This window comes from Streptomyces griseus (genome assembly GCF_900460065.1).
GTDB lineage: Bacteria > Actinomycetota > Actinomycetes > Streptomycetales > Streptomycetaceae > Streptomyces > Streptomyces griseus.
This window is the reverse complement of the sequence record NZ_UAVD01000036.1, coordinates 124,509-136,122: the sequence shown is the minus strand read 5'-3', so window position 1 is coordinate 136,122 and position 11,614 is coordinate 124,509. Positions and strand designations below refer to the sequence as shown.

Below are 11,614 nucleotides of genomic sequence, written 5' to 3'. Positions count from 1 at the left end.
TTGTTTTGTAGGATCTGTGAACGCCCTATGAGCAATTTGCTGGTCTGAACCTCTTGAGCTGGGACGTTGTCGTATCCGACGATGATCTCCCGGCCATCTGCAACCGCATCTCGGTCGGGCTGCGTCTATGCGGTCACTTCTTGCGTGGCCAGACGCTATGACGGGGCATTTGGGGAAGAGCAGGTACGTATGAGGGCATGTCGCACAGCGTCGAACGTGACGCCGTACGCGTACAACCCTGACGGGGGGCAGCGTGTCCAACAGGCGTGGCAGAGGTTCTCGACATCACAGTGGTGGGCCCGTTGCGAGGCGCGTCGGTGCGTCCGCTCCGGCGGCCCCGTGCGCCCGGTGGTATGCCGGTGATCGCGCCCATGCCCGCCGCGCGCCCGGCACAGTTGCCCTCGCAGCGCGGGGATGCTGAAGAGACGGTGGCAGCGGGAACCACGGTCGACCATCTCACCGAGACCTATCGCGCCCATTACCGCTCCCTGCTCGGCCTCGCGGCCCTGCTGCTGGACGACACCGCGTCCTGCGAGGACGTGGTGCAGGAGGCGTTCATCCGCGTGCACTCCGCGCGCAACCGGGTCCGCGAACCGGAGAAGACCCTCGCCTACCTCCGGCAGACGGTCGTCAACCTGTCGCGCTCCGCGCTGCGCCGCCGCATCCTCGGGCTGAAGCTGCTCTCCAAGCCCATGCCGGACATGGCGAGCGCGGAGGAGGGCGCCTACGACCAGCTGGAGCGGGACGCGCTGATCAAGGCCATGAAGGGGCTCCAGCGGCGCCAGCGCGAGGTGCTGGTGCTGCGCTACTTCGCGGACATGACGGAGGCCCAGGTCGCCGAGACGCTGGGCGTCTCGCTGGGCTCGGTCAAGGCGTACGGTTCGCGAGGCATCGCGGCCCTGCGTGTGGTGATGGAGGCCCAGGCATGAGCGGGCCCGAGCAGCGCGACGAGCACAGGCACGAGAATGACCCGACGGGAAACGGAATTGTGAACCACGGGCCGGAGAAGACTCCGCACACCGATCCGGACCGCCCGCACGGCGAGAGCGCGGGGCCCGAGCCGGGCGAGACCGGCGAGGCCCCGGAACCGACGCCCCCCGCGCGGGTGGACGACGAGGCCGCCGAGGACCCCGACGAGCAGGCCCCGGGGACGACGGAGGCCACGCCGGGCACCGGGGAGCCGGAGAGCGCGGCGGACGCTGGTGCGCAGCCCCTCGCGGCGGACGCTGCGAGCGAGGCCCCGGGGGCGGGTACGGAGACCTCTGCGGCGGGCGTGAGCCCGCAGACCCCTGCGGCCGGCGGTACGGAGACCTCCGCGGGCGCTGCGAGCGAGGCCCCGGGGGCGGACGCCGCCGCGGAGACCCTCCCGGTCGGTACGAGCGAGATCCCCGACGCCGGGAAGGCGTCCGCGAGCGCCTCTGCCAAGGCCCCCGGGAGCGCCTCCGCCAAGGCCCTCGGGAGCGCCTCCGGGGCGTCGGACGACGACGAGGTCTTCGGCACGCTGACCGACCTCTTCGCCCGTGACCGGGGCGCCCCCGCCACCGAAGCGCTGGACGAGGTGGCCCTGCGCCGCATGCTGCACGGCGCGGTGCGGGAGCTGGCCCCCTCCGAGGGGACCCTGGACCACCTCCACCGAGCCGTCCCCGCCCGCCGGGCCAGGCGGCGCCAGGCCGTCGTCGGCGCGGCCGCGGCGGCCCTGCTGATCGGCACCGCCGTCCCCGCCTTCGTCCACGTCGCGACCTCGGACGGCCCGTCCGCCGCCCGCCCCGCCATCGCCGGACACGGCGAGCAGGCCCAGGGCGGCAACGGCGACGAGACCGGCCCCGAGGCGCCCGGCCGGCGGTCCGTGGAGCCCACGGAGCGGGAGAGCGAGGGCAGCGCCGGCGAGGCCGACCCCGCCCCCAGCCCCACCGCCGCCGAGGGCAGCGACCCCGACGGCACGGTGACGGGCGAGGAGACCGGCTCCCCGAGCGCGGAGTTCGCCTCCCTGCCGGTCTGCGACCCGAGCCAGCTCGGCGTCGCCTCCGCGGGCACCGACGCGCCGGGAGCCGACGGCACGGTCTACGGCAGCTTCAAGATCGCCAACGTGTCCGGCACGGACTGCACGGTCAGCAGCAACGGCACGGTGGGCTTCACCGCCCTGGGCGCGGCCGACCCGCTCAAGATCGGCGTGGTCCAGCACGCCGCGGGCGACGCGGCGTCCGGTCTGCCCGATCCCTCGCAGGAGCCGGGCACGGTGCTGCTGAAGCCGACCATGGCGTACGAGGTGCGGTTCGCCTGGGTGCCGACCGACACCTGTCCGGCCGTGGGGCCGTCACCGAGCCCGACCCCGCCGACGGACGGGGCCGGCGGGTCGGTCGGCGAGGGGGGCACCGATCAGCCCTCAGGCGTCGACGCGCAGTCGCTGAACGAGGACGGCGGGGGAGCGGCGGAGGGCAGCGTCGCCGTGACGCACACCCCGGAGACGGGAGCGCCCACCGCGGAGACGAAGATCCCCAACGCCTGCTCGGGCACGATCTACCGGACGGGTGTGCTCGCCACGTCGTAGTCCTGCGCCGGGCCGCCCGGCCGGTCGGGCGACGAGCCCGGCGGCGCCGGGCCCTGCCACGGGGCCGGCACCGGGCCGGGTCGGGTCGTCCTACGGTGCCGCCGGGGCCTTCCGAGCCGCCTCAGGAGCCTCGGAGCCCTCAGGGGCGGCCGGGTCGCCCGGTTCCTCCCGCGCCTCCGCCGTCGCCGGGTCCGCAGCCGTCGGGTCCGCGGCCGGATCCTCCGGTACGAGACCGAGCTCGATGTCGCGCACGGCCTCGGCCTCGCGGCGCACCAGCCGGAACCACATGAAGAGAACGAAGCCGGCGAAGACGAACCACTCGCCCGTGTACCCGAGGTTCTGGAAGGCCTTCAGATCGAGTCCGCTGCCCTCGGGGGCCGCCGCGGGCACCGGCTTCATCGCACCGCCCGTACCGCCCGCCTCGGCCTCGGGAAGCGTCACCCAGGCGTCGTACACGTCGTACGGCACGAGGTTCACCAGGGTCGCGGCGCTGATCATGCCGATCTGCCCCTCGGGCAGCCCGCCCCGGACGTCCACGCCTTTGCTGCGGGCGTTCTCGGAGGCCTGGAGGTCGCCGGTCACCGTGACCTCGCCCTCCGGCGCGACCGGCACCCGGGCACCGCTCGGGGAACCGGGCAGCCAGCCCCGGACCACCGGGAGGGCCTTGCCGCTGTCCGTGCGCAGCATGTTCAGGACGTAGAAGCCCTGACGGTCGTCGAGCAGGCGGCCCGGCACCAGGAACTGGTCGGCGTAGGTGCCGGTGGCGACGGCCGGGCGGCCGGACGTCACCTTGTCGACGGGCAGCAGCTCGTCCAGGGGTTTCGCGGCCCGCGTGCTCGGATCGGGCTGCTTCTCCGCCTGTTCGTGCGACTGCACGCGGTCCTCGAAGCGGCCGAGCTGCCAGGTGCCCATGAACACGCAGAACGGGATGGCCAGCACGACGAAGAGGTTGATCCCCCACCATCGCGGGGTCAGCAGGAACCGGTACACCCCTCCAAGGTACGGTTCCCCGCCCCGGGCTTCCGGGGCGGGGTCCGTGATTTATTCGGCCTTTACGCCCGTCCCGGGGGCCGCGGAGGCGAGGACCGGCCCCCCTCCCAGGTGCTTGAGGGCGAACTCCAACTCCAGCCGCACCTGCTTGATCCGCTCCTCCACCACCAGCGAGCCGTGACCGGCGTCGTACCGGTACACCTCGTGGACCGCGCCGCGCGCCGCCAGCCGGTCCACGTAGTTCTCCACCTGACGGATGGGGCAGCGCGGATCGTTGACGCCCGCCGAGATGTAGAGCGGGACGCGCACCGCGTCGACGTACGTCAGCGGGGACGAGGCCTCGAAACGCTCGGGGACCTCCTCCGGCGTGCCGCCCAGCAGCGTGCGGTCCATCGCCTTCAGGGCCTCCATCTCGTCGTGGTACGCCGTGACGTAGTCCGCGACCGGCACGGCCGCCAGGCCGAGCGACCAGGAGTCCGGCTGGGTGCCGAGCCCGAGCAGGGTCAGATAGCCGCCCCAGGAGCCGCCCGCCAGGACCAGGCGCTCCGGGTCCGCGAGCCCGGACGTCACCGCCCACTCGCGTACGGCCGCGATGTCCTCCAGCTCGATCAGGCCGACGCGGTGCTTCAGCGCGTCCGTCCAGGCGCGGCCGTAGCCGGTGGAGCCCCGGTAGTTGACCCGGACGACCGCGAAGCCGTGGTCCACCCAGGCGGCGGGGCCGGAGGCGAAGGCGTCGCTGTCGTGCCAGGTCGGGCCGCCGTGGATCTCGAAGATCGTGGGGAAGGGGCCCTCGCCGGTCGCGGGCTTCTGCACGAGGGCGTGGATCCGGCCGCCCGGCCCCTCCACCCAGGCGTCCTCGACGGGCACCGACGGCGGGGCCTTCGCGCCCGGCGGGTCCAGGACCACCGCGCCGCTCGTGGAGCGCACGACGGGCGGCAGCGCGGCCGAGGACCACAGGTACTCCACGGTGCCGTCCGGCCGGGCCGTGGCGCCCGAGACCGTACCGGCGGGGGTCTCCACGCGCACGGGAGCCGGGGCCCCCGGCTCGTACCGCCACAGCTCGCTGCGGGCCTCGAAGCCGTGCTCGACGAGCAGCGCGGAGCCGTCCGGATACCACTCGGCCCCCACGTCGCCCGGCAGGTCGACCGACAGCGCGGTCTCCGTGCCCGCGACCGGGTCCCAGATCATCGGCTCCCAGCGGCCCCGGCGCTGGTGCCCGACGAGGAGCCGGGTGTCCCCGGCCACCGGGGCGAAGCCCAGCACGGCGAGGCCCAGTTCCTTCGTACCGCCCTCGGTGTCGTCCAGCTCGGCCACCGTGGAGCCGTCGGGGCGCACCACGCGCAGCGCGGAGTGCATCGCGTCGCCGTGCTCGGTGTGCTCCAGCGCGATCAGGGTCCCGTCGTGGGAGAGGTCCCCGACCCCCGCGGACTCCCGGTGCCGGTAGATCTCCACCGGCTCGCCGCCCGGCTCCGGCACCAGGTGGATCGTCGTGCCGTCCTCGTCGGTCGAGCGGCCGATCACCGCCGAACCGTCCCGCCCGATGGCCAGGCCGGCCGGGTAGGAGGGTGCGAGGCCCGGGGCGGCCGGCTCGTCGTCGCCGCCGCCGAACGGCTGGCGCATCCACACCCCGAACTCGTCGCCGTCGGTGTCGCTGAACCACCAGACGGCTTCGCCGTCCGGCGTCAGCACGCCGTCCGTCGTGCCGTTCGGCCGGTCCGTGACCTGGCGCTGCCGCCCGCTCGCCCGGTCCCACGCGTACAGCTCGTAGGTCCCGGTGGCGTTGGAGACGAACAGGGAGCGGTCGGGGGCGTCCTCGGCCCAGTCGGGCAGGGAGACACGGGGCGCGCGGAACCGCTTCTCCCAGTCGGGCGCGGCTACAGGATCAGTCGTCATGCCCCCATCCAACCCGATGACTCGCGGGGATCCCGAGGGCGTCGGATATCCACTCGCGCCCCGGGCCCGCCCGTCGGTAGCTTGCCGGACATGTACTCTCCGACCCCGGACGACTGGCACGCGACCAACCGCGCGCGCTGGGACGAGCGCGTGCCGATCCATGTGGCGAGCGACTACTACGAGCTGGACGCGTTCCTGGCGGGCAAGGACGCGCTGCGCGCCTTCGAGCTGGCCGAGGTCGGGGACGTCAGGGGGAAGACCCTGCTGCACCTCCAGTGCCATTTCGGCATGGACACCCTGTCCTGGGCACGCCACGGCGCCGCCCAGGTCGTGGGCCTCGACTTCTCCGAGCCCGCCGTCGAGACCGCCCGGGGCCTGGCCGGGTCGCTGGGTCTCGGCCCGGACCGGGCGGCGTTCGTCGCGGCCGACCTGTACGACGCCCCGGCCGCCGTCCCGGACTCCGCGTACGACATCGTCTACACGGGCATCGGCGCGCTGGGCTGGCTGCCCGACATCGACCGCTGGGCCGAGACCGCCGCGTCGCTGGTCGCGCCCGGCGGGTTCCTCTACCTGGCGGAGTTCCACCCGCTGACCGACTCGATGGACGAGACGGGTTCGGTGGTGACCGACGACTACTTCAGCCGCGACGCCTGGGTGGACGAGACGCCGGGGACGTACGCCGACCTCGACGCGCCGACCGTGCACAACCGCAGCGTCGAGTGGCAGCACCCGGTGGGCCGGGTGGTGACGGCGCTCGCGTCGGCGGGGCTGCGGATCGAGTTCCTCCACGAGCACGATGTCTCGCTGGTCCCGCGGTTCGACACGCTGGAGCGCCACGCGGACGGCCACTACCGCTTCCGGGCGGGCCGGCCGAGGATCCCGCTGATGTACTCGATCAAGGCGTCGCGTCCGGGGGAGCATCAGGGATAACCGCAGGTGGGGGCCGCCCCGCGGGGCTTCTCCGGCCGATTGTCAGTGGTGGGGCCCACACTCTTCCTCATGACCGAGATGACGGGAAGCGGTTCGGGGACGACGACGGCCGCGCTGCGCGGGGCGGTGGAGACGTACTGGTCGACGGCCGAGGCGCGCGACTGGGACGGGTTCGGGGCGACCCTCGCCGAGGACGTGGTGTACGAACTGCCGCAGACGCGGGAGCGGATCCTCGGCAGGGAGCGGTATCTCCGGTTCAACCAGGAGTATCCGGGCGACTGGCACGTCCGGGTCGAGCGGATCGTCGCCGACGCGGAGGGCCGGCAGGCCGCGGCCAGGACCGGGTTCACGGTGACAGGGGACCAGGAGGGGGATCCGGGCGAGGAGTTGGACGCGATCCACTTCTTCACGTTCGACGAGGAGGGGCTGATCACCGGGGTGACGGACTTCTGGCCCGAGTCGTACGAGCCTCCGGCCGGCCGGGAGCACCTGGTCGAGCGCTACTGAGAACGGCGGCCCACCGGTCGCCCGGTGAACCGCCGCCTGCTCCCGGAGGTCCTACACCGCCGAGCGGAAGGCGGGCAGATAGCCGCCCGACTGCCCCGCCGCCTTGGGGTGGTACGAGTTGTAGACCGGCACCGTGACGCTGTGGAGCCAGGCGTCGCCGGAGCACAGCTCGTGTCCGGTGAATTCGTCCACCACGCTGGAGAAGGTGAACCCGGCGTCGGCGGACCGCTTGGCGATGACGTCGTTCAGCACGTCCGACGCGTTGTTGATCGCGGTCCGCTCGGCCTCGGAGAGTCCGGCGACGCAGCTGCCGGACAGCTGGTAGAAGCGCGGGTAGCCGAGCACCACGACCTGGGCCTGCGGGGCGCGGGCCCGGATGCCGTCATAGAGCGCGTCGAGGCTGCCGGGCAGGGTGCTGTTCATCTGCGAGACGGCGTTGTTCACGCTGTTGATGCAGGTGGCCTCGTTGGACAGCACGCAGTCCTGCATGACGTCGGCGAACCCGACGTCATTGCCTCCGGCGGTGACGCTGACCAGGGAGGTGGACGCGTTGAGCACACCGAGCTGGCTGCTCGCCACGGACGAGGTGGTCGCTCCCGAACAGGCGACGAAGTCGAACGAGGCGGGAGAGTTCGCCGCCTGCCACAGGTAGGGGTAGGCGTTGGTGCTGCGTCGGCAGTCGCCGCTGTCGGAGAGGTAGCTTCCGGCGCCGACCCCCGAGGAGTAGGAGTCGCCGAGTGCCGCATAGCCGCCCGCGGCGGCCGAGTCGGTCGCGGAGGCGGGCCCCGCGACGCCGAGCGCGGCCGCGGCGGCCAGCGCGAGAGTGACGACGGACGCGCGAATTCTTCGTACTGACATGGCTGCCAGCCCTTCGAAACGTGGGGGGATGAGGGGATGGAAGAACGAGCTGTGGGGGACAGGTGGGGGGTTGGGGGGAGCGATGCAGTTTCTAGCAGCTCGCGGTACCAGCCGGTAATGCCCGTGCGAGAAGTCGTCTGATATGCCCGAATGATCGTTCGGTGTCCTGTGCTCCGCGCGTAGATAAACCCTCAACTCCGTGCCGGAACACCGAAGTTCGGGGAAATCCTGTGCGTCCGGAAGGGTTCGGGTGGACGGCGGCGCGCGGTGCGGAAGGGGCTGTTGGCGCCTCGCCGCAGCGACGATTTCACCCGGAAGGGTGAGGGCGGCGACGCCGGGTTTCCACCCGGTCGCCGACCCGTGTCATGCCGTCAGGGACCCGTAGGGGCCCGCCCAGACGCGGGTGATCGCACTGACGTACCTGGCCCCGCAGCGGTCGGAGGGAACCACGAGCTGGCTGCCCGCCGTATCGAGGCCGCGACCGTCGAGCCGGGTGGCCAGCAGGATTTCCAACGTCCTCAACCACCCTGACCGCGTCGCCGACGCCACCCGCACACGGGTGGAGAGGGCCGTCAACGACCTCGGGTTCGTGCGTGGCGGAGTCGTGGCGGAACATGCGGCGCACTGGCGCAGGAACGGCTTCGGGACCTGGCTGTTCACCCCGGCGGTGTCAGGCTGGTACCCGAAGAAGGCCCCGCAAGAAGCGCGCCCCGTTCCCCTGCTCGGCGAGCCGTGGCCCGGCGTGCCAGTGCGGGGGCGCGGCGCCGGCAACCGGGCCGACGCCTGCTGGCTCCCGATCGCCAAGGGCCTCACACCCCACGGCCTGCGCCACACCCATAGAACCGTGATGGATCGGTACCGAGAAGGTCCTCATGGACCAGCGCATGGGCCATATCGACGGCTCCGTATCTGCGCGCTACGCCCACGTCACTCCGGGCATGCGAAAGCGGCTCATGCACGGCCTGTCCGGACAGTGGGAGGCAGCTCTCGACTCGCGGCTGGCCATGTGTCCTACGTCATCGGTGCGCGTGCTCCGCGACCTTCTGTACGCACGCAGGCAAGCACGTGACCTGGAATAGCACCAGCTGTGCGCCTCTACCCCGTGGGGTAGAGGCGCACAGGCGCTTCGTCGTCGCTCGAAGGGCCTGGACCGCCCAGCGATCCTGACCACGCCGAGGGGACTTGGGGCGCTCGATTCCTTCGGTTGCGAGTCAGGGACGGTGTGATCCCAGCACCGATCCTTACCCGTTTTGCTGTCGCGGGGAAACTTGAGCTACGAGCGTTTGCTGGTCAGCCCAAGACCATCTCCTCGGAATCGTCACATTCCGAGATGTCCCCCTCTGAGGCACGAGCCTCTACCGTCCTGCGCCGTAGGTTCTCTACGTCAGTCAGAATGCCGACCAGCAGGTTGTGCAACTCGTCCAGCTGGTTCACCGGGACGATCGGCGTGTGGTCCCCAACTTCCGGCTCAAGGGCATGCAAATGGTCGAGGGCGTCCCGGGCGCCCTGCACTCCGAGGTGTAGGGCCTCCCGATGTGTGGCGGCGCGCTGGCTGGGAGGCAGTGGAGCGCCTTCTGCGGGGTGAGGCTGGGCGGGGATGGTGGACAAAGCGCCCTCGGCCCCCTGCTCCGCCACCGGGTCTGTCGTTGTGACGGACTCCTCGTCGGTAGGGCCACTGGTAGTGGCGTCGCCGTCGGCCCGTGCAGTCTCATCGTCCGAAGAGGGGGTGGCCGGAACGAGAACCGTCACCGGACCAGTGATCAGTGGCTGTGGTACAGCCTGTGCCGCACGCTCCGGGGCCGAGGCCGCGACGACATCCCACTCGTAAAGGGGGATCGGCACACCATTGGCGTCGCGGGCGATGCGGTCCGGGGCATCGAGATCGGCCCTGAAGTGCACGTAAGGAGGCTCAGCGGACGTTGTCGACTCCTTGCCGGTCAGGCTCTGCTTGGGCACGGAGTTCTGTGGCAGGTCGTCACTGCGGAACGCATTGGCGGCGAGCGCGAGGGTCCACAGGCCAAGTTCGTTCGTTGGCCGCGAGAGTCCCTCGATGACCTTGTTCACGTCCGACCGGAAAGGGACGCCGCCCTTCTCCTTCTTGGCCCCTAGCGATGAGCCGACATTCCTGGTCAGGAGCTTGTCGGCGATCAGCGCGACACCGCCGGCCACAGCCAGGGTGCGTCGGGCGTCATCGTCGCCGTTCATGGCCAATGCGATCAGCTCGGTGAAATCGTCAGTGGGTTGCGGAGTCCAACCCTCGGTGACGTCCTTCGACAGCACACCACCGTTGTTCCATGCATTTCGGGCCTGCTTGGTGACGAGCTTCTTCTTCGCGCGCCAGGGCAGATCGATGATCGGACCGAGCAGCTCGCCGAACCCCTTCATGCTCATTCGCTGGCCGCCCTTGATGGCCTTGGCCTGGTCCTTGAGAAGCTCCAGGAGATCCGGCCGCGTCAGGGCGCTGACCAGGTAGATGGCACGCCAGAGAGCAGTCCCGGGAGGAGCCGGGTTACCTCCGAATAGCTGTGGGAGCTCGGCCACGGGGATGCGGCCGACGGCAAGCCCGTAGACCGCCTGGAGTTCGGCTGTGTTCCATCGCGGGTCGCCTTGCTGGATGATCCGCTTCAGGGCTCGGGTGACGACCTCGACATTTTGGGCCGCCGCGTCCCACTGCTTGAACTCGACGTGTACAGAAGCCAGTACTGAACGAATGGCGTCGTCAAAAATGTCCTCGGGAGACAGCACGCGGCCCTCGTGCCCCTCGACCCCGACGGCGATCTGCGCCGGAACGACGTAGGACTGGGCAATCTGAGCGGCCCGAAGCCCGGGCGTGGCCCCCTTCATCTCATCTTGGAATTCTTCCCGCAGTTCCTGCCGCCACTGAGCCCGGCTGGTTGCCAGACGCTGTCCGAGACCGGGGCCTGTAGACGTCCCTGCCGCAGAAGGGCTGCCGAGCAGTGCCTCGGTGGCCAGGGTGGCTACCGAGGCGGGGTCGGCCCCATGCCCGGCTAGGACCGCCCAGGCGCTGGCGAGTCGCGTGATGCCGTCACGGACGACGAGAAGGTGGATCGCCTCCGTACCGTCCTCGAAGACGATCTCGACAGGATGGGTGATCAGGTTGCGGGTGACGGAGCGTGTGAGGATGGAAGTCGCGTAGCTGTTCAGTGACAGCGTCGCGTGGATGGTCTGCCACACGTGGTTTCGAAGGTGGGCGAGGCTCTCGTAGCGGTACTGCACGATCGCACCGGGACGGCCCTCATGGATGATCCCGTGTACCTGCGGGTCGGGAACCTCCGATACCTCCATGCCAGTACGGGGCTGTGGACCGGGGAACAGTTCGCTCAGCAGGACACGGGTGACAACCGACCGCAGTGTCGCTCCTTCGACGTTTTCGATCATCAGGAGACCCGAGGGCTCGTCCGCCGTCGGGCGGAGCTGAACCGCCAATGCGTCGGGGCGAGTTGTTGCACGCGCTATGGCTCCCCATGAAGTGTCCGGCAGCCAGGTGCTCGGATTGGCCCGGCCTGCTGCGGTCACCACCTCGCCATGGCTGTCCGTCGAGTCGGCAGGGAGGTGGGGCGAGATGTTGGTTACCCGGATTGCGTCCGTCCCCCAGGGGACGTCGATGGAAAGGGAAGCGGGTTTGCCAGTGGTCATGGGCACAGATCTCCAATGTTGTGTCCAAATTGGTCTGCAGCGGTCATAGCGGAGGGCGGCGAGTCGCGTGAACTCGCCGCCGGGCCGCTATGTCAAGATTTCTTGTGCGATATCCTCATCTGCCCAAGGCAGCTCAAGGGGGAGCCAGGTCGGCCTGTAGCTCACGTGTGGGTAGCACCGATGTTGATAAGCGGCGTAAGCCCCGAGTTTTGCGGGTGTCAGGAGTAGCTC

At 70.7% G+C, this 11,614-nt stretch carries 8 protein-coding genes and 2 pseudogenes; 5 read left to right on the top strand and 5 right to left on the bottom strand.

Going from position 1 to position 11,614, the window contains the following annotated elements; genetic code table 11:
- The first annotated feature begins 266 nt into the window (after positions 1–266).
- Positions 267–929, top strand: coding sequence for a SigE family RNA polymerase sigma factor (locus DTB53_RS26380; protein WP_075025223.1), 663 nt, complete (start codon positions 267–269; stop codon positions 927–929).
- Complete coding sequence (locus DTB53_RS26375; RefSeq protein ID WP_069631371.1) at positions 926–2,548, top strand: hypothetical protein; 1,623 nt, start codon at positions 926–928, stop codon at positions 2,546–2,548. Before DTB53_RS26380 ends, DTB53_RS26375 begins: the two co-directional genes overlap by 4 nt.
- 90 nt (positions 2,549–2,638) lie before the next feature.
- On the opposite strand, the gene DTB53_RS26370 is transcribed toward DTB53_RS26375, so the two are convergent.
- Both DTB53_RS26370 and DTB53_RS26365 read right to left on the bottom strand, forming a co-directional pair.
- On the bottom strand, positions 2,639–3,538 hold the full coding sequence (locus DTB53_RS26370; protein WP_012379844.1) for an SURF1 family protein: 900 nt from the start codon (positions 3,536–3,538) through the stop codon (positions 2,639–2,641).
- 51 nt (positions 3,539–3,589) lie between these two features.
- Positions 3,590–5,431, bottom strand: coding sequence for a S9 family peptidase (locus DTB53_RS26365; RefSeq protein ID WP_012379843.1), 1,842 nt, complete (start codon positions 5,429–5,431; stop codon positions 3,590–3,592).
- A gap of 90 nt (positions 5,432–5,521) precedes the next feature.
- Here DTB53_RS26365 and DTB53_RS26360 point away from each other — a divergent pair, with 90 nt between their 5' ends.
- Both DTB53_RS26360 and DTB53_RS26355 read left to right on the top strand, forming a co-directional pair.
- Positions 5,522–6,361, top strand: a complete 840-nt coding sequence (locus DTB53_RS26360) for a class I SAM-dependent methyltransferase (RefSeq protein WP_042496599.1) — start codon at positions 5,522–5,524, stop codon at positions 6,359–6,361.
- Between the two features lie 78 nt (positions 6,362–6,439).
- Positions 6,440–6,868, top strand: coding sequence for a nuclear transport factor 2 family protein (locus DTB53_RS26355; RefSeq protein WP_172595296.1), 429 nt, complete (start codon positions 6,440–6,442; stop codon positions 6,866–6,868).
- Between the two features lie 51 nt (positions 6,869–6,919).
- On the opposite strand, the gene DTB53_RS26350 is transcribed toward DTB53_RS26355, so the two are convergent.
- Positions 6,920–7,726 carry an SGNH/GDSL hydrolase family protein gene (locus DTB53_RS26350; RefSeq protein WP_003967500.1) on the bottom strand — a complete coding sequence of 269 codons (807 nt, stop codon included), beginning with the start codon at positions 7,724–7,726 and terminating at the stop codon, positions 6,920–6,922.
- Between the two features lie 363 nt (positions 7,727–8,089).
- Positions 8,090–8,233: pseudogene (locus DTB53_RS26345) on the bottom strand (molybdopterin-dependent oxidoreductase); the annotation flags it as partial.
- On the opposite strand from DTB53_RS26345, the pseudogene DTB53_RS26340 reads away from it, so the two are divergent.
- Positions 8,232–8,805: pseudogene (locus tag DTB53_RS26340) on the top strand (helix-turn-helix domain-containing protein); the annotation flags it as partial. The pseudogenes DTB53_RS26345 and DTB53_RS26340 sit on opposite strands and share 2 nt — an antisense overlap.
- A 211-nt stretch (positions 8,806–9,016) precedes the next feature.
- Here the strand turns inward: DTB53_RS26340 and DTB53_RS26335 are convergent.
- Positions 9,017–11,383, bottom strand: a complete 2,367-nt coding sequence (locus tag DTB53_RS26335; protein ID WP_042496594.1) for a hypothetical protein — start codon at positions 11,381–11,383, stop codon at positions 9,017–9,019.
- Positions 11,384–11,614 lie beyond the last annotated feature (231 nt).